Below are 18,888 nucleotides of genomic sequence, written 5' to 3'. Positions count from 1 at the left end.
CTTCCCGCAAAAGCTGCCGCCATGACCTTCTATCGTGATAATGATACTTCCGTACAGCCTTAGTCCGTGTGATGATGTAGCACCGCTGGCAAAGGGTACGGCTGGATGAGAACCATGCAGGGGTGAGATTCCCATGAGCTTTAGCGAAAGCTGTTCGGTTTGCTTCAAAGAAAATAACAGGAGGTTGTTATCTTATGGAAAATACAAATAATCCTGCCCCTGAAATGATACGGGAATACCAGATAGGAAACACCTGCTATGTGGTAAAATCCCGCTCAAAAGAACAGGCACAGGAAGACGCAGTAACGAAAGTAAAAAGGCTTATCCATAATGACTTGAAACAATAATTTTGATATAAAACAAGGCAGACAGAAAACAGAAAATGCGGTACAATAAAGTTGCAAAAGCATTGTCTGTTTGACTGTCGGATAGGAGGTATTTATGTTACAGCAGTCAAACAGCACTATCACTTCCATTTATCCGATTGGAAATCAAACAGAGGAATTAACCGCATTATACTGTCGGCTTTCACAAGATGATAAACAGGAGGGTGATTCAAACAGTATTATTAACCAGAAAAAAATCCTGAAGCGTTATGCAATCGAGCACGGGTATCAGCCTTATGTGTTTTTTGTAGATGATGGATTTTCCGGTACAAACTTCAACAGACCAGATTTTCAAAGAATGATTGCAGAGGTCGAAGCAGGAAGAATTAAACGCGTTATAGTCAAAGATATGTCAAGACTTGGGCGCGATTATTTGCAGGTGGGAATGTACACAGAAATTATGTTCCCGAACATGGATGTCCATTTTATTGCTGTCAATGATGGCGTAGATAGTCATGTGGGGGATAATGAATTTACCCCATTTCGTAACATAATCAACGAATGGTACGCAAAGGACACCAGCAAAAAAATCCGTGCAGTCAAACGTTCTAAAGGAATGGCAGGCGAGCATATCGGTTCTCACGCTCCTTATGGCTACATGAAGAATCCTGACAATAAAAAGGAATGGCTTATAGATGAAGAAGCCGCCGAAGTGGTTCGGGAAATCTTCCGTTTATGTGTCAATGGTTATGGACCCACACGAATTGCCAATATTCTAACGGAAAGAAAAATTCTTTGCCCTACTTATTATGCGCTAGAGCATGGGGAAAAGCCACGAACCGTTCTTCCACCTGACAAGTATCTGTGGAGCGCGACTGTGGTATCTCATATCTTAGAAAGAATGGACTATTTAGGACATACTGTGAATTTTAAGACCCATGTTAAGTCTTATAAAAATCGCAAAAAAATTGATAACAGTCCTGAACAATGGAAGATTTTTGAGAATACCCATGAAGCAATCATTGACAAGGAAACCTTTGAGATTGTACAGAAAATCCGTTCTGGAAAACGCCGCCCTACCAAAATGGGGGATATGCCTATGTTCTCTGGTTTGCTCTACTGTGCAGATTGTGGAAGCAAAATGACATTTCATAGGCAAATGGCACAGAGCGCAGAGAAACATAATTTTGTATGCAGCAATTACCGACACAATTCAAAATCATGTACTATGCACTATATTCGTAATGTAGTAGTTGAACAAATTGTACTGGAAAACCTGAAAGAAGTTATCCGCTATGTGTCAGATTATGAAGATGAATTTGTTCAGATGGTAATGGACACGGATATGCGGCAAAGAAATAAAGAACTGTTGCACAAGAAGAAGCGGCTTACAGAAATTCATTCCCGTATTCAGGAGTTGGACAAAATTTTTCAACGGATTTATGAAGACAACATTAGTGGAAAACTTTCAGATGAACGCTTTATGAAACTTTCAAGAGGATATGAGGAAGAACAGCATACTTTGCAGGAAGAACAGACTTCCTTAGAGAAAGAATTACAGAAAGAAGAAAAACAATCTGTGGATGTAAAGCAATTTCTTTCAGTAGTCCGCAAGTACACTAACCTTACAGAACTCACACCAGAAATTGTGCATGAGTTTATCGACAAAATTATTGTCCATGCTCCTGATAAGAGCAGCGGTAAACGCTTACAGGAAATTGAAATTATCTATAACCATATCGGAGTATTCGACCATTCAAAGGTCACTTTGTGGAAAGGAAAAGCGGTATAGTACATAACATACTATACCGCAAAACCTAAATCTTAAAAACATCCTTACCAAACCCTCACATTTATAAGGCTATCTGGGAGTTTTCAGTTTATAAGAAATAGTTTGATAATCAAAGCAAATATCAAGGATTGTTGTTCGTGATTAAAATATTTTTGGGTTATGAGAGAGTGAGATTGCACAATATATAGTATGTAAAACATAAATAACATACAATATATAGCATACCAGAAACCAATTACACACAACATATAGCACATAAAACACCAACATCATCCCTGCTGCAACATTAATAAATATACCATCCCCCGTTTTGGGGACGCTCAGAAAAGTTAGAGTCTTCTCCAAATGGAGAACAGTCTAAATAATTGTCACCAAGTGACAACTTTACGGCAAATTTGCCAGAATGTTAAACGGATCATTCCATACTGGGTGAGGTTCAAAAAAACTATCCTTATATATTCATAACCGACAGTATCGGTTACTCCTATTCAGAAAATTGCTATTACCGAAAAGTATAGACCTATTTATGAAAAACAGGCAAAGGAGAATAAGCAAAATGCAATGATGATTGCAAGACAAAACAATGAAAACAATAAGAATGAACAGTTTTTGCAGATTTCTTCAACAACTGTCGATTCTAAAAATAAAATTGATGTACGTGCTAAATTAGCAGAAACAGCGGGTGTATCAACTGATACATACTCTAAAGGAAAGAAGATATTAGATTCAGACAATGAGAAACTAAAACAAGAAGTTCTCTCAGGTGAAAAGAGTATCAACGCAGGATATAAGGAATTAACTGGAAAGAAAGAGAATCAGTATATATAACCGTTCTCAAATCTGGGAACGCTACATAATGGAATCAACGCTACCGATTCTCAAAATGGAAACGCTCATACAGTTCACAGAATGACTACCTTAGTATTTCTGTGAACAAAATAATATAATAATCATAGTATCATCGAAAAAGAAAAAATATAATCTGTTGAATGGGTGTTCTTAACATGATATTATAATGAATAAGAAGTTGTATTCTTATTTAAAATAGGAAGTTGCTCAGATAAAAAATAATAAAGAATGGAGAGCGAACAAATGAAAAAGAAAATATTCAAAAGTGTACTTGCTGTTATTACGGCAATTTCTATGATGTCTTCGATAACGGTAATGGCAAAAGAGAAAAATAATACTGCATCTCAAGAAGACTTTTTAGATGATTTGAAAACAGGTCTTGAAAAACGCTGGGAAATTAGTGATAACTCAGGAGATACTGAAAGTATGTCCAGTGATGAAGTTATAGATTTTGATACAAATGTTGTAAACGCAGAATATGATCTGTTAGAAAAATATAAGGATTGTACTTTTGATAATAAAAAATTTTCAATGATGGCAGCTGCATATATTGATGCGCTTGAAACACAGCAAAAAGCTATTGGATATTATAAGGATTCTAATAGCATATATAATCAGTTTTGGAGTGCTGGTTATAACGTTCGTGCTATATTGGTTCCGGATTTTGTAGATTATTATGGCATGGATATTGAGGATCAAACAAATTTGAAAGAGTTTAGAGATACTAAGACAGCATTAGAATCTGGTACAGCAACATACACCATTACTTCAACAGATACTACAGATGGAACAACATCCGCTGATACAAGTGATGTCAATTTAGGTGAAAATCAACAGCCGATAGAAGTTTATAATGACGATGGCATTAAAATTACAATCACAGGATATGGAAAATCACAGTATAATAGCCAGAGATTAGTGATGAGCGTTGTCAATTTGTATCATAAGGATATATCAATCTCATCAGCAAACAACAGTATAGTTGTGAATGGAACATCTATTAATTCCTCACTATATGGTGAAATTCAATCTGGAAAAACTGGTGAAGCAATTTTAGATATTTATCAGGATCAGCTCGGAAGTATAGATATTGATGATATCAGTACTATTGATTTTAAATTGGCAATTTATAAAAAAGACAGTTATCAGTTAAAAGCAGAAACAAATGAGATTTACTTAACTGTTAATAATGGAATAGTATCACAGAGAGTTGTTTATACTGACAAAGAAAATATTCAAAAAGTTCAGCAATTATTAACGCAGTTGGGATATAACTCAGGAAGCACCGATGGAGTTCCAGGAAAATTGACAAATAGTGCAATTCTTCAATTTGAAAAAGATTATGGATATGCTGAAAACACAGATATTACACCGGATTTAATTGCTCAGTTGGAACAGGCAGTGCAGCAACAAAATTGATTTTTTATGACGGAAGGGAAGTAAAACAGAATTGTAACTATTAAATTCTACGCTGAGAATCCTTATATACAACCTTAAATTCTGGACGAAAACCATCTACCCTAACAACTTTACCTTAAAGGCATTTGCGTTGAAATTTGATGGTTATTTCATTAATATATTGTGAAGAAATGAGTATAACACGACTGCTGCTGTGATGATATTTATATCTGCTTTGTTAGAAGCAGAAAAATAAGTTGCTGAACAGACATGATCTATATTATAATGTACATATAACAAAATTCACTTGGAGGTGATAATATGCCATTACTTAAAGAGGAATATAGAAAAGAAGAGAAGATTAATGGTGTAATCTATAATATGTCACCATCACCGAATTATCAGCATGGGATTGTAGACGGTAATATTTATTCCATCATAAAAATAGGATTAAAAGGCAGCTTGTGTTTAGCATTTATGGAGAATCTGGATTATAAATATCATGCACAGGAAAATAATGATTATGTGATACCGGATGTAATGATTATATGTGACCGTAAGCATTTGAAAGGTTGTTCTTATACTGGTACACCCAGATTTATTGTGGAAACTCTTAGTCCTGCAACAGCATTGAGAGATATGACCGTAAAGAAAGAAATTTATCAAGCAGCAGGCGTAGAAGAGTATTGGATCATCTCACCGAAAGAAAGAGCAGTACAGATTTATTATCTTGAAGATGGTAAATATGATTTGAAGTATAGCTATATCTTGCAGGATGATCCAGAAGAAGATCATTATAATGCAGATACAGTGGTGACGCTGAAAGATTTTCCGAAAATCTCTATGACATTAGCAGAGATGTTTGAGAACGTAGAATAAAGATTAAATAATAGACGATTTTACAAAAGAGGATTTTCATATACAAATAGTAGTATAGAAAATTCTCTTTTTTATAAAAGGAGCTGTCAAATAATGAGTATTATAAATTTTTTTGTAGAATTTACACCGTGGTTAAAAGAATTTGTTTTTGATCAAATACTTACAGAGATAATTAATGCAACTAAAAATAGACTTTTTAATGGTCATTTAAAGAAAATTGAAAAAGGAAAATTTGAGATTGCATATACTACTGTTGGGTATAAATATTGGGAGAAAGATATTCCATGTAATGGGGATTATCTTTTAGATGAAACTGGATTACCAATTCGAAATATGGGACAAACTGGCGTAGATATTTTACATATGGATGTTTTTGTAAATGGAAATCAAACAAGAAATATAACTTACAAGGAAGGAGAAGATCATTATTCAACAGGTGAGATTAATTCTACAAAAAATGTAAATTTAAATCTAAACGAAATTGATAAAAAACATAATGAATTAAATGTTGTAATAATATTATTAATGAAATCTGATAAAAATATGTATGTTCAAGAAATAACCATAAAATTTCAACGTTGCGATGAAAACAGGTGGCGTAGAATTTCGTGTAATACAGATATATTTTTTAAGAAATCAAAATTGGATTTGGAAATAAAACGCATTTCAGAGTCTTGAAAATTTTTGTCGACATGATTTTAAAAGAGATATTTGAAATATGTAATAGACATAATTTAATATGAACAGTATGAAAGCCTCTCAGGAGTTAATCTGGGAGGCTTTTGTGTTGGAAACAAAACTTAGGTTATCAATAACCTTGACTAAAAAAATAAATAGATGTATAGTAAAATAGTGATTTGATATATAGAACGGAGGATTATAAGATTGGATGCAATAAGAGTTCAGAGCCACTTGAAAGAAATTCAAGATTATATAAATTATAAATCTCAAAGATCAGATGCTTCTTTATTAATGCTAGAAGCATCGTCTATTATTGTACTTATTGGTAAAGAACAAATGGACGAAATAATAACGTATGTTAAATTAAACTTAGTTTCAAGACATGTGCCTTTTGGAATTGTTGAAAGTATAAAAAGAAGTGCAAGCAATAAGGAGAAAAGATGTCGAGATATAATTTGGGGGGTGGCAGGAGACTTTATTGATATATCAGACACAATATTAATAACATTGTTTGATTCATTGGCTTCGTTAGGTGAAGAACATTTGAAAGAATTTATTTTGAATCCGCCTTTTAAAGAGGTAGCTCAAAATTATAAGTTGCTTAGTAATTTTAACGAAATAAACACAATAAATGACTTGGTGATGAAATTATTAGATGTAAAAAAAGAAAATAGCATTTTACACGCTGATTGTGGCATAGGGTCATTTTTGTTAGAAATGGCACAAAAATATAAAGCTACTTGTTTTTGCGGATATTCATCAAATATAAGATTTGCAGATATAGCGAAAGCCAGAGCATATATATGTGATTCTAATATTCAAATTGATAGGAAAGAGATATTTACTATATCTGAACAAATGTTTGATGGTATATATGTAACTTACCCATTTAATATAAAGTATGACATGGACGAAATGATACCAAAACTTTATTTGTCGTCCATTGCAAAAAATAATTTAAAGATAAAAAGATATTCATCAAATATGTTAAGTTGTGTGTTCTTTTTAGAACAATTGTCACATGATGGAAAGATGATTGTTTTAGTTCCAGAAGGTGGATTATTTAATAGTGTAGACAAAAATATAAGGGAATTGATGATTAATAATAATTATTTGGATGCGGTTATTTCTCTTCCTGTTGGAATTTTATCACCATATACAGGTGTTAAATCATCACTTTTAGTATTAAAGAAGAATAGAGCGTTAACAGATAAAGTGATTATGATAGATGCGGAAGAAATGTGTCATAAAACAAGAAGAGAGACTATTTTTACAGAAGAAGATATTGATTCAATTGTAAATTTGTATGTACATTCTGGAGAAAATAAATATTTAGTAACTAGGGAGGAGATTGTACAAGCGGATTACTATTTATCAGTTCAAAAATATATAGACAGTGGAGAAGTGTTAATAAATGGTACAGAATTAGGAAAAATGTGTACTATTATTTTTAGGGGATACCAGATTAATGCACAAAATTTAGATAACATTATTACTGATAATCCAGAAATCACGCCATATAGAATTATAAATATATCGGATTTAACAAATGAGGGATTTATAGTTGATGGGCTTACTCCTGTAGTTATAGAGGATATATCTAAAGTTCAAAAATTTCTTTTAGAAGATGGTGATATAGTATTGACTGCGAAAAATACAACAATAAAGTGTGCCGTTTATGAGCAAAAGAATGATATAAAGACTATATTAAGCGGAAATCTTATTGCAATTCGTACTAATAAGAAAGTCTTAAATCCGTTTTATCTTAAAACATTTTTAGATAGCGAAACAGGAAAGGCACAGTTATCAAGTATTCAAACGGGAACATCTATAAAAACTATTACTCCGAAAAACCTTGAGAAAATGGAAGTGTCATTATTACCAAAAACGGATCAGGATGAATTGGCAACAAAATACGTAAAAAAATTAGGTGAAGTTAAGGAATTAATAAACAAATATGTTTCAACAATGAATGAAATAGAACATATTTATGATGATAGTATTGAAATTATTCCAAATTAGGTTATCAAAAACCTTTTTGAAAAGATATAGAAAACATATTGACACATTCCAGATGGAATGATATAATCAAAACATCAACAAGAGCAGTAGAGAAACATAGCTGCTCAGTTGATGGGACAATAGTATATCGGAACGAGTAAGGAAACTTAAAAATTTTGTAACGTTGCAATTGACAGAACACATGTTCGGATATATAATGGTGTTACGGAAAATAAAAAGGAAAGTTTCAGCATCTCCTACAACGCTGAAACTTCCCTTTAGTTTGGAAAGAGCTTCCTACGACTCAATCCAATATGTAATTGTACAGGCATCACGAATGAAGTCTATACTTTTCCTTAGACAAGATAAAGTATATCATTAATTTCATTTTTGTGCAAGTCTGCACAGTTTATTTCCCGATAAAAAAATTTAAGAGTAATAAGAATATGACAGGTAAGCTATGTACTTTTGTGCATTCGCAGATCAGTTTATTTCTTATACCTAAAATGAACCATGAAAACTGAATAACAGGAGGATCACAGTATGGTTAAAGCCGAAGAAATTATGGCAATGTATCCAAGACTACGCTATTATGTGCCATCTTGGGGAGATGATGTACTCGAAGTGAACATCATGGATTTACTACCTGGTGATATGGCGTTGGTAAGTGTAAACTTTTATTCATTTAGAGATAGTGAAACATTTACCATTCCGCTAAAGCACGTATTCAAAACCCGTAAGCAAGCACATAGAAGCAGAAAACGATGGGAGAAGTCTATCAAAAAGCAGCAAAATGAGCCAGAAAAGACGGATGTTTGAAACAATGATTTCATCTTGATTATATGGATGGAATCAAAAATTTTTACCTTTCAGTGGTCAGTTATACAACACTATTGAAATTGTATTACTATCCTATAGCACACTACGGACTAACTAATAAACAGGAAAGTGATAAATACGGGAGGTGATTTATCAAATGAACAGATTGGGTTATGTGATTCTAAAGATTTTGAAAAAGAAGAATTGTACCAGTCATTTTCACAGCATGACATTACAGGAAATCATGGAAATGTCAAAATCATGCAGAACAACAACTTCTCGAAAAATAAAAAATTTACGAGAGCAAGGATATGTAGAGCGTGGATGTGGAGATTGGCAAGCATACACATATTACATCACAGAAAAAGGCTTGAAGCTAATAAAGAATGAAGAGGAGAACGAACATGCTTAAAGATTCAACGGCAGTTATTGGTTTAGGTTTAGGCGGTATGACTGTAACTTATGAGTTCCAGGAGAGAAATTATCTTACATATTCGGTAAACGGATCAGAACAAGATATTAAAAGTATTCCCAATGCTAAAAATAGTATGAGGCTTGAAGGATATGACGGTCTTGCAGGAAATAGAGAACTTGCCTATGAAGCGTTAAAACGTAACAAGCATATATTGAAGAAACTTAAAGAAATAGAGAAAAAAATCAATATTGTGATTGCTTCTGGAGGCGGTTCATCAGGATCAGGATGTATTACATTTGTAAGTGAAATTCTGGTGCAAAATCCAGATAAAATTGTTGTTCCAGTAATTCTTATGCCAAGACAAGATGAGTCAATTCAGAAAAGACTGAATGCGTATAACGTAGCAAAAGAACTTATGCAGATTGAAGAACTGGGTGCAATCATCTTTGTAAATAATGAATCTTATTCAGATTTGAAAAAGATTAATACGATTCTGGTAAATATGTTGGATGCATTTTTAAGTGATACTTCCTATTCCAGTGGGTCAAACTTTGATGATTCTGAAAAGATGAAGATGCTGAAAGATAACGGTGCATTTGTGATTGCTATGTTATCTGATAAAAATTCAGAAAATAACAGAGTAACTACCGCTGATATGGTAAAAGCATTAACTGTAAAAAATATTTTTCTTCCTATCAATGCAGATGGTATTGTTGGAAACCTTGGAATCATCAATCAAGGCAAAAATAAGATTGACGAGCATGAAATTGAAAAAGCTATTGGTGTTCCAGAGAACATTTTTACGGGATCTAATGGAGCGGTCAATATAGCTTGTGCATCAGGATTATCTTTTCCAGTTGAATATATTAAAAAACTTGGTAAAGATGCTTCGGATGAACAACGTGCTAGGCTCAGTCGTAGACAATCTTTAACTCTACTTGATGATTTAGAAGAGATTGAGAGTCCAGTTATTCCAGATAATAAGTCAGTAAGTAAGCGTAAACGTACAAGTCTGGAATTATTGGAAGGGTTAGATTGAGAAGCTACGAACAACTATGAACAAGTAACATATAGAGAATATATAAGTAACCTATATCAAAACAACAAGTAAGAACACAGGAGGACAAGAGACATGATGACAAAAGATTCAGCAACAGTAGAACAGTTTATGGAGTGGGTTGGAGATGCAAAAGTAATGATTGCTATCAATTCATATGAAGTATGTGAAAAAATAATGGGAGTAGAGATTCCTTTTGCGGAAGTTCACTATGACAAAAACAAGAAAGAGATTACTTTCTCATCTAATGACAAAGCATCACTTACGCTCAAGACAGACAGCATTGAGCGTATTGATAAAATCAGCGAGAGAGATACCTGTTATTCCATTCGCATGGAAGTATACAATATCAATTTTATCGTAATCAGACGCTAATACAGGGGAGGACACATATCATGATGAAAAAAATCACAGTTGAAGAATTTAAGAAAGCAATGGCAGATAAAACATGGAGACATATGGATAAAAGTGTTCCGGGAATTGTAGGGTTTATGGATGGAGATAAAATCCATATGTCATATATGTTGGAAAATGCAGATCAGATATTAGTGGATACAGACACAGGTGTATATATTTTGGATTATGGCGAATGCGGGGCAAGTGTTTTTGAAGAAGCCAACGTTGAAAAATTTAATTTAAGAAGATATATCCGTATGAAGGAATATATGACAGATGAGGAATTAGAAAATGTTGAAAAATTAAGTAAGGTAAGAGAGAAAGTTATGATGGGTATGACAATAAAACAAGCATATGAGGAAGTGGGGATTGAGATTCCGTCCAACAACGATAGTGAATCAAAATCATTCATTGGAGTACCAGTACATAAACAGTGTGAACTAGCACGAACATGGACAAAAAGTATTGCTTCCGATGAGCAGATTAAATTGGAGCTTATGAGTAAAACTGATGCTGAATGGTGCTTATGGTCAGAAATTATGGATAAGATTTTATCTGTAAGTAATCTTTCTTTAGATAAAGGAAGAATTATTTTTCAGATTGGCACTGTAAACAATATTGATCCTGCTACATTATTTGTTGCCTATATGGACTGGAAGAACAAAAACAAAGAAACAGCAAACTAAAATAAACACACAGAGAAATATATATCAGTGGATGGAGCTGCATCTGAGAAAAGGAGAACTAAAATTATGTCAGAAAATATTATGAGTGGAATTATGAAAGCGGTAAATAAAAATCTTGAGCGTGACATTGCTAAAAAGCTTAATAGCTTATGTAGCAAATATTACAACAGCAATAAAAAGCTTCAGGAAATGATTTCTAAAGAGAATTTTTCCGATGTTATCAAGAGGGCAAATGTTGATTTCACAAATGGAAATCTGAATGTTTCCGTAGATCCTCAAGATGATGATATCGTTGCAGAAGAGAATAAAAAGAAATTCGATGAATTCTGTAATGAGTTTTTCAATCAGGCGGTATCTGAATATTTTGCAATTCATTAATCAGAAATTGCAACAGAGAAATAAATAATATACAGTGCATTGCATCGGTATATCTGGTGCAATGTACTATCAAAAAACACAGGAGCAAAAAACATGAAGAAGAATACAACACCTAAAAAATTATTGGATGCTATTAATAATAAGAAGTTATCTGTTGTTGGCGGCAAAATATATTCAGTTGATATGGTAAGAAACTACCCACCAGACCAATTTGTAGAAGAATTAGAGTTCCTTTGTGAATCAGGATGCTTTGCAGAGATGATTGATATTAAATATGAGGTTGCTGTGGGACATGTATTGTTAGACATTGGACGGATGTGTGCAAAGGATATCTATGCATTAATGCAACTTGATGTTGCTGATGGTGTTACACCACAAGAGATTAAAGATATGCTGCTGTATACAGATTACTAAATGAAATAGAGAACTAATAGGTAATACGGGTTCGATTCCCGTATTGATTATATGTATAGAGAAAGGAAAAATTAAAAATGTCAGAAGAGAAGAAAGTGATAGGAACAGTTAAATGGTTCAATCCAGAAAAAGGTTACGGATTTATTACAGTGGATGATGGTACTGAGTATTTCATCCATTATACAGGAATTAGTATTGATGGAAGAAAAGGATACCGTTTTCTCAAAGAGAAAGAAGTTGTTAAGTTTGATGTAGGACAGAATGAAAAAGGTTCATATGCGACAAATGTAACCTTAGCTTAATCAGAATTGAGCAACAGAGAACGATAAATAAAAAGGTCAGTTTGTGAACTGGAGAACATCATAAGGGATTTCCTTAGTTCAACCGATGAAAATGGGAAAGGATAGACTAATGGATAAGGAATTTTTAGCCAGTAAAGAATTTTTAGATTATATGAGAAAAGAATCCAGAAAAGTAGGGGCTGCAAATCTCAAAAGAGTAGCAAATACAGGAAAGAAATTTTATCTTGGAGAATTGAATATTTCTAACGGAGTAATGGCAATGGGATATAATCTGGATTCCACAGAGATTCAATCTTTGCTTAAAACATATGAGTCATGTGATTGGGGTGAGGGATGGGAAGATGCAAAAATAAATGAAGCAGCCATAAGATCTGGACATGGTGATGTTATAGGAATTTATAGACTTGATGGTAAAGAAGTTTGGATTCAAACGGATTTGAATGAAAATCCACAAACAACAATTTTCTTACCAGAAGAACGATAAGAAGAGAATAAATAACAGATAAATAAAGTTTTAGCATGAGGAGGAATGCGTTATGATTGAAGAATCAGTAATTAAAATTGTAGATGACATTATGGGAAGTGGGAAAAGTACATGGGCAATTAATCACATCAATCAGAATCCTGACAAAAAGTTTTTATGTATAGTACCACTTTTATCAGAATGTGAGAGATTTAAAGAGAAAACAGATATTGATATTATTGATCCAGAAAAATGGGGGAGTAAGTGGAAGAATTTCAGATGGTTAGTTGAGAATGATAAAAATATTGTAACAACTCATTCGCTAATAAAAATGATGGATCTGGATATGTTGGAATTATTAAAAAGCAAGAACTATGTACTGATGATTGATGAATGCCTAGATGTTCTGGATACATATAAAATCAGCAAGGATGACTTAAAAATCATATTTAATGAAAAACTTGTGTCATTAGATGAAGATGGATTTTTAGTTTGGAATGAAGAAAGAAAACCATATAAAGGTGTTTATGGTGATATTAAAAGACTTTGCAGTTTTAAATCGTTAATGGGATTTAAAAAAGAGAATAGTGATGAATTAGCAAGGATTATTATGTGGAATTTTCCTGTTGATTTTTTCAAATGTTTTGATGAAAGTTATATTTTTACATACTTGTGGGAAGGAAGTATTCAGAAATCTTATTTTGATATTCATGGAATCAAGTACGAAAAATATATGTTGGATTATGATAGACAATTGATTCCGCATTGTAAAGAAATTGAATATGAGAAGAGAAAAAATATTGTTGATTTAATTAATATATACGATGGCAAATTTAACAAAATTGGGATGAAAATAGGAAAGTCAAATCCATTATCAAAATCATGGTATGAAGATAAGAGAAAAAAGAACAGATCCATATTTTCACAGTTGAAGAACAATACAGAGAATTATTTTAGAACGGTTACTAAAACAAAATCCATAGATAATATGTATACAGTTTTTAAACCTTACTGTAAATATGTGAAAGGTGAAGGATATACAAAAGGATTTGTTTCTTGCAATGCAAGAGGAACCAATGAGTTTAAAAATAAGAAGTCTTTAGCGTATCTAATAAACTTTTTTATGTCACCTGATATAAAACAATTCGTAGAGCATTACCATATTGAATTTGATGATAATTTATTTTCTTTATCTGCTTTATTACAATGGATTTGGAGAAGTCAAATAAGAGATGGTAAATCAATAAATCTTTATATTCCCAGTGAAAGAATGAGAGAATTATTAAAAATGTGGATTAATGAATGTAAGACAATGAGTGAAGCAGCATGATAAAAATGTGGAAAATGAGCTTCTTAAAATCCACATTTAGTTTCTGAAATGCCCTATTTACAAGGGTTTCAGGGGTCTTTCCGTAAAGAAAAGGATAAGGTAATACTATATTAATTCAATCATAATATCATAAATAATCTGCTTAAAAGAGATAATCCAGAATGTGTCACATTTTTTATATTTCGTAGCGTAAGCGGAGAAATGTAAAAAATTGCACATTGTGATGCTACTAATTCTCTGTTCACAAGCTTGCTTGTGGGCAGAAATTAGGAGTCTACTGTCAGAGACATAAGTTACTACACAAAGAAAGGCGAACACATATGTATAGAAAAACGATACAGCATGAGAAAGAGAATTTATCCAATGGACTAATCAGTGAAGAATTAATATATGCCTGTCTGATGACTTGTGAAAAGGTTATCAGCAAAAATGCATATTTAGAGAAGAAATGGGGCAAATGGTATGAGGGTCTTACTGGATCAGCAGATGCTAGTAACTATAACGCAGATAGACTCACATGGATGGAGTATAGAAAGAAATTACAATCCCTGCTGCTGGATAAACATTCTATGAGAGAAATCATACAGAATACAAAGTCTACAAAAGTATATACGGATACTGCCCCAAAGACAATGGTAAAGACAGTTATTGATTTAATTGATACAGGGAAATATGAAGTGCTTCTTTGATGATATAGTTTCCAACAGGTAGGCGGCAAGTTGACAAACAGCTTACCGATGTATTTCCTTGCTTACGCAAGAGAAATATCATAGAGAGAAAAGCAGTTGAATAAAGGAAGATGAATTATGTCACTTAAAAGAGAATTTATAGATATGCTACATTTGATTATTAATCCATTATTAGAAGATGAAGAGAGCGGTTATTATAATATTGAAGAAGATTCCTATAGAGACATCTGTATGAAATATTATGGAGAAGATGTTACATACGGGAACTTCTACGAATGTGATAGTGATTGTTCAAAGTGTTCAGAATGTAAGCATATGAAGGTAGACGTTTCTTTTTTTGATGGAGAATGGATTAGAAATTATTTCTTCGGCAATAAAGCAGATGTAAAAGGAATTGTTACGATTAAGAATAGAAAACAGTTAATGAATGAGATGTTCCATCTAAAGAAAGACCTAGAATATTATAAAGATTTCTGTGCTGAGTTTGGCAAGAGATATGATGATTATTTACAATATGCAAGAGAGTTTGCAAAGCAGTTAAAAGAGGATTTTGTTTATGTAATGGATGGAGAATCTTATTCAACATTGACTATTGATCCAGAACGTCTTCCGATAGTATTTCATACAGATTATCGTAAAGATACAGACTTAAAAAGCAAGACGTTCGTAGCTGGCAATATGACTGTTATTGGTATGCAAAGTCTTATAAATATTTATTGCTGTATGGATGCAGAAAAAGAAATTAAACAACGCTTACGGCATGAATTGATCCATTATTGCCTCTATATTAATAAGACAAAACACGATGATGATGATGCATTATTCCATGCTTTATGTCAGATTTATGATGCTTATGCATACGAAAAAATGCCTGATGAAGAACAGATATTATATGATAAATTTAATGCTGCATTTGATAATTTGAATGCGTTGAAAGAGAAACAAAAATTAGAGGAAGATTCTACGGCATATAGAAATGCAAAGCTTATACTATTGTTTGCAATAGGTTTTAATCCTCATAGTGTGGTGGGGAAAGATTTTTTGAGTACTTGTACTGAGACATTAAATAAAATGAGCAAGGAAAGAGATAATGTGGCATAAGAAGATGTAAAATTTACGATGAAATCGGTATTTCTTAGGATGCACGAAAGGGGAGTATATAAATATGAATACAAAAGAAGATTGCACATTTAAAATCCGTAGTGTGCAAGCAAACAGGATTTATCAGGTGAATAATGGATACGTGGATAAAGATGAGAATGGAATAATCAAAAAATATTATCTTACATGGAGAGATGCAGTAATCAACGATAGTATATTTTCTCATTATATGCTTCATCATGGAGTCAGGTTGATGAAAAAGGATCATACTCTTGATTTTGTTATAATAAAATTTGATTATTCCGTACCCAAAAGTGCAGATAATATTAATGACAGTAAGCCAAAGATTTCACCAGATAAATTAAGAGAAATGTATTATAGAGATGGCTGTGAAATCACTTGGAATACATATGATAAAAAGACTGGTGAAGTTGTAGCATTTCAGACTATTCTATATCGTATGTTATATCGTACTCCTGGAAAAGCTAAAGACGGAAGTTGCATATTTATTCGTGATGAATTGCTTAATAAAGCGAGAAAATATCTTACAATGGATTTGTATGATAAAATGCCAGATACAGGAGCAAAAATTGTAGAGATGTCAGCATACAGTACATTGATCACTGCATCTGCAATGGATTATATTCATATTCCAATGGAGAACATTCTGATTGTAAAAGATCAAAAATCAGCAACAGAACTTCCTGCATTGGCGGTTAGAGTTGATGATGAAAAACATTGTTATGTACAGGAATATAAAAAATATAAAATTGAAAATGTTCTTTGGGATGGGATGGGATTAATTGATGATTCTATCTTTCCAGAAGACATGGAAGGCTTTATCTATTGCAGAAGTCACTTCTTTAAATCATGCCTGTTTCGTGGCAATATCCAACAATACTTTAAAGATTATTACAAAACTGAATACGAGACATCAACAGTTACGGATATGTTTGGAAACGTCATGAAGGTTTCTGATGTAAAAGTGATCGTGACGGATAACTCTATCAAATGGCTGAAGTTTAAGGACTTAATGGGTAAGACTGACTTAAAAGCATACCGTTCCTACAAAAAATTCATGCAGAGAGATGGAGAACAGTTTGCAATAGTTAAGACAGCGCACAAAAGTAAGTATGGAAATCTGCAACGTAGTTCCTATCAGATGAATAACAGTTTACCTACGACTGACCAAGAAGTGCTACAGCGAATTGCACAGCCAAGTATTGATTATTATGATAATATGATTAAGAGTACCGATGCATTTGTAGATCACTTGCGTATGAATAAATCTGTTTATAGTATAGACAGGATTCTGGTGGCATTATATGAACACAATACAGACATTCAGTATACTTCATTTTTTAAGGACAGGAAAAGTGATATCCTTACTAAGTTCAAGAGAAAGCGTTTGATGCTTGGCAAGTTACTTCAAGAGGGTGACAATCTTACGATTTGTGGAAATCCTATAAGTTTATTAATGATGGTCACAGGACAAGATTATCTAAATGAAGGATGTTTTATAAGCCGTAGGGATGGGATTGGATGTTATACCACAAGATTTAATGATGGTGAATGTCTGGCAGGTTTCCGAAGTCCGCACAATTCTCCAAATAATATTGTGCATCTGATTAATAAATACAGTGAGCCAATTCAGACATATTTTCCCAAATTAGGTGATAATATTATTATCATTAATGGTATTGGCAGTGATGTTCAGGCAAGATTAAATGGACAGGATCTTGATAGTGACTCATGTTTTGTAACAAATCAAGTGGATATTGTTGAGTTAGCAAAGAAAGCATATACAGAATATTATACCATTATTAATGAGATTCCTTTAAAAGGAGCAAGCGTATATAGTAAAGATATGAAATCCTATGCCACTATGGATAATAAAATTGCAAGTGGACAGGATGATATAGGCAGTAGTAGTAATATCGCACAATTGGCGTTGAGTTATTATTATGATGCTATATATCATGGTGAACAGAATAAGGATTTAAGAGATATTTTTGTTATCTGCTCTGTACTTGCGCAAGTGTCGATTGACGCATCAAAACGTGTTTTTGACGTATCAGTTGGAGATGAATTAGTCAGATTACAAAGAAAATCCAGTGAAATAAATAAAAAAAATAATAAATCTTTTGGTCGTTCAATAAAAACAAAATATCCTGTTTTTTATGCTAAAATTCAAGCAGAAAAACCAAAAAAGAAACAACCTAAGAAGAAATCAAAGAATAAAATGACAGATTACTTTAAATGTCCGATGGAGATACTTTTACAATTAATTTTAGATAAAACTATAGATACAAGAGTAGAGCAGCAATATCAGAGAAAGTCAATAAGAATAAAAGAAGTTTTCGTATTTCCTGAAAAAGGTGTAAAGAAAACATCTCAGTATAAGACAGTAATTAGAAAAGCTAGGGCATTTGATACTGAAATGAAAGCTCTCGATTCCAATGAAAATAATTATTCCGATATGGCAACTTATATATTTGAAAGTTATGTAAAGCGTATACAAAAATTGAAAATATCAAAATCTACAATGCAGGTTCTTATCAGTGCTGCATTTAATGCAGAATCGTATATGCAGAATAGATTGTTAGAAATACTTTTTGATTATGACAAGGAATTATTTTTGTCATGTTTTTACAAAAAAACAGCACCAAAAATGCCAGAAATGTAGCAATATCAACGAAAATCAATATTTCCCTTAGGGAGAAAGAAAAGACCGTAAGCTTAGTACTTCTTCCCACACGGTTACACTTGCTCCCAACGAGTGTAACCGTATCGCTGATATTATCGACATTATGCCGTTTCAATATAACCCTCATCTGTATACGATCGAAATATATGCCAGGAGTTTAACTTCTGGTGTATATTTTTACAAAATTTTTTAATTAAAAAATATG

Annotated in this window: 20 protein-coding genes; all 20 read left to right on the top strand. The window is 32.7% G+C overall.

Annotation, left to right across the window (positions count from 1 at the left end; translation table 11 throughout):
- Positions 1 to 194 precede the first annotated feature (194 nt).
- The 20 genes from DWX61_RS12000 (at position 195) to DWX61_RS11905 (ending at position 18,662) form a co-directional block, all read left to right on the top strand.
- Complete coding sequence (locus DWX61_RS12000) at positions 195 to 347, top strand: transposon-encoded TnpW family protein (RefSeq protein ID WP_118625506.1); 153 nt, start codon at positions 195 to 197, stop codon at positions 345 to 347.
- A 94-nt stretch (positions 348 to 441) separates the two neighbouring features.
- The gene (locus DWX61_RS11995; RefSeq protein WP_118625504.1) at positions 442 to 2,118 is read left to right on the top strand and encodes a recombinase family protein; all 1,677 of its coding nucleotides are present in this window, start codon (positions 442 to 444) and stop codon (positions 2,116 to 2,118) included.
- A 561-nt stretch (positions 2,119 to 2,679) separates the two neighbouring features.
- Positions 2,680 to 2,946: a hypothetical protein gene (locus tag DWX61_RS11990; RefSeq protein ID WP_118625502.1), complete on the top strand. Its 267-nt coding sequence runs from the start codon at positions 2,680 to 2,682 to the stop codon at positions 2,944 to 2,946.
- Positions 2,947 to 3,210: 264 nt separating this feature from the next.
- Positions 3,211 to 4,386 carry a peptidoglycan-binding domain-containing protein gene (locus DWX61_RS11985; RefSeq protein ID WP_182433992.1) on the top strand — a complete coding sequence of 392 codons (1,176 nt, stop codon included), beginning with the start codon at positions 3,211 to 3,213 and terminating at the stop codon, positions 4,384 to 4,386.
- Positions 4,387 to 4,686: 300 nt separating this feature from the next.
- Complete coding sequence (locus tag DWX61_RS11980; RefSeq protein ID WP_118625498.1) at positions 4,687 to 5,244, top strand: Uma2 family endonuclease; 558 nt, start codon at positions 4,687 to 4,689, stop codon at positions 5,242 to 5,244.
- 93 nt (positions 5,245 to 5,337) lie between these two features.
- Positions 5,338 to 5,922 (top strand): hypothetical protein, encoded by a 585-nt coding sequence (locus DWX61_RS11975; RefSeq protein ID WP_118625496.1) that lies wholly within the window; start codon positions 5,338 to 5,340, stop codon positions 5,920 to 5,922.
- A gap of 207 nt (positions 5,923 to 6,129) precedes the next feature.
- Positions 6,130 to 7,947 carry an N-6 DNA methylase gene (locus tag DWX61_RS11970; RefSeq protein ID WP_118625494.1) on the top strand — a complete coding sequence of 606 codons (1,818 nt, stop codon included), beginning with the start codon at positions 6,130 to 6,132 and terminating at the stop codon, positions 7,945 to 7,947.
- Between the two features lie 522 nt (positions 7,948 to 8,469).
- Positions 8,470 to 8,745, top strand: coding sequence for a hypothetical protein (locus DWX61_RS11965; protein WP_118625492.1), 276 nt, complete (start codon positions 8,470 to 8,472; stop codon positions 8,743 to 8,745).
- A gap of 157 nt (positions 8,746 to 8,902) precedes the next feature.
- Positions 8,903 to 9,157 carry a hypothetical protein gene (locus DWX61_RS11960; protein WP_118625490.1) on the top strand — a complete coding sequence of 85 codons (255 nt, stop codon included), beginning with the start codon at positions 8,903 to 8,905 and terminating at the stop codon, positions 9,155 to 9,157.
- Positions 9,150 to 10,199, top strand: a complete 1,050-nt coding sequence (locus tag DWX61_RS11955) for an FtsZ/tubulin family protein (protein ID WP_182433991.1) — start codon at positions 9,150 to 9,152, stop codon at positions 10,197 to 10,199. Before DWX61_RS11960 ends, DWX61_RS11955 begins: the two co-directional genes overlap by 8 nt.
- Positions 10,200 to 10,292: 93 nt before the next feature.
- Entirely contained in the window at positions 10,293 to 10,592 is a 300-nt protein-coding gene (locus DWX61_RS11950) for a hypothetical protein (protein WP_118625486.1), read from the top strand.
- 20 nt (positions 10,593 to 10,612) lie between these two features.
- Positions 10,613 to 11,299, top strand: a complete 687-nt coding sequence (locus tag DWX61_RS11945) for a hypothetical protein (RefSeq protein ID WP_118625484.1) — start codon at positions 10,613 to 10,615, stop codon at positions 11,297 to 11,299.
- Positions 11,300 to 11,365: 66 nt separating this feature from the next.
- Positions 11,366 to 11,677, top strand: coding sequence for a hypothetical protein (locus tag DWX61_RS11940; RefSeq protein WP_118625482.1), 312 nt, complete (start codon positions 11,366 to 11,368; stop codon positions 11,675 to 11,677).
- 93 nt (positions 11,678 to 11,770) lie between these two features.
- A complete protein-coding gene (locus DWX61_RS11935; RefSeq protein WP_118625480.1) occupies positions 11,771 to 12,091 on the top strand; it encodes a hypothetical protein in 321 nt (106 codons plus the stop codon).
- Between the two features lie 77 nt (positions 12,092 to 12,168).
- Entirely contained in the window at positions 12,169 to 12,393 is a 225-nt protein-coding gene (locus DWX61_RS11930) for a cold-shock protein (protein ID WP_118625478.1), read from the top strand.
- Between the two features lie 109 nt (positions 12,394 to 12,502).
- The gene (locus tag DWX61_RS11925; RefSeq protein ID WP_147419627.1) at positions 12,503 to 12,877 is read left to right on the top strand and encodes a hypothetical protein; all 375 of its coding nucleotides are present in this window, start codon (positions 12,503 to 12,505) and stop codon (positions 12,875 to 12,877) included.
- A gap of 52 nt (positions 12,878 to 12,929) precedes the next feature.
- Positions 12,930 to 14,186 carry a DEAD/DEAH box helicase family protein gene (locus DWX61_RS11920; protein WP_118625474.1) on the top strand — a complete coding sequence of 419 codons (1,257 nt, stop codon included), beginning with the start codon at positions 12,930 to 12,932 and terminating at the stop codon, positions 14,184 to 14,186.
- A 320-nt stretch (positions 14,187 to 14,506) separates the two neighbouring features.
- A complete protein-coding gene (locus DWX61_RS11915; RefSeq protein ID WP_118625472.1) occupies positions 14,507 to 14,875 on the top strand; it encodes a hypothetical protein in 369 nt (122 codons plus the stop codon).
- A 117-nt stretch (positions 14,876 to 14,992) separates the two neighbouring features.
- Positions 14,993 to 15,976 (top strand): hypothetical protein, encoded by a 984-nt coding sequence (locus DWX61_RS11910; RefSeq protein ID WP_118625470.1) that lies wholly within the window; start codon positions 14,993 to 14,995, stop codon positions 15,974 to 15,976.
- Between the two features lie 64 nt (positions 15,977 to 16,040).
- A complete protein-coding gene (locus DWX61_RS11905; protein ID WP_118625468.1) occupies positions 16,041 to 18,662 on the top strand; it encodes a hypothetical protein in 2,622 nt (873 codons plus the stop codon).
- The last annotated feature ends 226 nt before the right edge of the window (positions 18,663 to 18,888 follow it).

The sequence above is a fragment of the Ruminococcus sp. AF20-12LB genome, assembly GCF_003478985.1.
Lineage (GTDB): Bacteria > Bacillota > Clostridia > Lachnospirales > Lachnospiraceae > Blautia_A.
The sequence above is the reverse complement of the archived record's forward strand: the minus strand, read 5'-3'. Positions and strand labels throughout refer to the sequence as shown.

What these genes read in the sequence shown, in the direction of transcription:
- DWX61_RS11945 (WP_118625484.1), top strand. Translation starts at nt 10,613, where the DNA reads ATGATGAAAAAAATCACAGTTGAAGAATTTAAGAAAGCAATGGCAGAT.
- DWX61_RS11995 (WP_118625504.1), top strand. Translation starts at nt 442, where the DNA reads ATGTTACAGCAGTCAAACAGCACTATCACTTCCATTTATCCGATTGGA.
- DWX61_RS11905 (WP_118625468.1), top strand. Translation starts at nt 16,041, where the DNA reads ATGAATACAAAAGAAGATTGCACATTTAAAATCCGTAGTGTGCAAGCA.
- DWX61_RS11950 (WP_118625486.1), top strand. Translation starts at nt 10,293, where the DNA reads ATGATGACAAAAGATTCAGCAACAGTAGAACAGTTTATGGAGTGGGTT.
- DWX61_RS11940 (WP_118625482.1), top strand. Translation starts at nt 11,366, where the DNA reads ATGTCAGAAAATATTATGAGTGGAATTATGAAAGCGGTAAATAAAAAT.
- DWX61_RS11925 (WP_147419627.1), top strand. Translation starts at nt 12,503, where the DNA reads ATGGATAAGGAATTTTTAGCCAGTAAAGAATTTTTAGATTATATGAGA.
- DWX61_RS11965 (WP_118625492.1), top strand. Translation starts at nt 8,470, where the DNA reads ATGGTTAAAGCCGAAGAAATTATGGCAATGTATCCAAGACTACGCTAT.
- DWX61_RS11955 (WP_182433991.1), top strand. Translation starts at nt 9,150, where the DNA reads ATGCTTAAAGATTCAACGGCAGTTATTGGTTTAGGTTTAGGCGGTATG.
- DWX61_RS11975 (WP_118625496.1), top strand. Translation starts at nt 5,338, where the DNA reads ATGAGTATTATAAATTTTTTTGTAGAATTTACACCGTGGTTAAAAGAA.
- DWX61_RS11935 (WP_118625480.1), top strand. Translation starts at nt 11,771, where the DNA reads ATGAAGAAGAATACAACACCTAAAAAATTATTGGATGCTATTAATAAT.
- DWX61_RS11985 (WP_182433992.1), top strand. Translation starts at nt 3,211, where the DNA reads ATGAAAAAGAAAATATTCAAAAGTGTACTTGCTGTTATTACGGCAATT.
- DWX61_RS11920 (WP_118625474.1), top strand. Translation starts at nt 12,930, where the DNA reads ATGATTGAAGAATCAGTAATTAAAATTGTAGATGACATTATGGGAAGT.
- DWX61_RS12000 (WP_118625506.1), top strand. Translation starts at nt 195, where the DNA reads ATGGAAAATACAAATAATCCTGCCCCTGAAATGATACGGGAATACCAG.
- DWX61_RS11960 (WP_118625490.1), top strand. Translation starts at nt 8,903, where the DNA reads ATGAACAGATTGGGTTATGTGATTCTAAAGATTTTGAAAAAGAAGAAT.
- DWX61_RS11980 (WP_118625498.1), top strand. Translation starts at nt 4,687, where the DNA reads ATGCCATTACTTAAAGAGGAATATAGAAAAGAAGAGAAGATTAATGGT.
- DWX61_RS11915 (WP_118625472.1), top strand. Translation starts at nt 14,507, where the DNA reads ATGTATAGAAAAACGATACAGCATGAGAAAGAGAATTTATCCAATGGA.
- DWX61_RS11930 (WP_118625478.1), top strand. Translation starts at nt 12,169, where the DNA reads ATGTCAGAAGAGAAGAAAGTGATAGGAACAGTTAAATGGTTCAATCCA.
- DWX61_RS11910 (WP_118625470.1), top strand. Translation starts at nt 14,993, where the DNA reads ATGTCACTTAAAAGAGAATTTATAGATATGCTACATTTGATTATTAAT.
- DWX61_RS11990 (WP_118625502.1), top strand. Translation starts at nt 2,680, where the DNA reads ATGATGATTGCAAGACAAAACAATGAAAACAATAAGAATGAACAGTTT.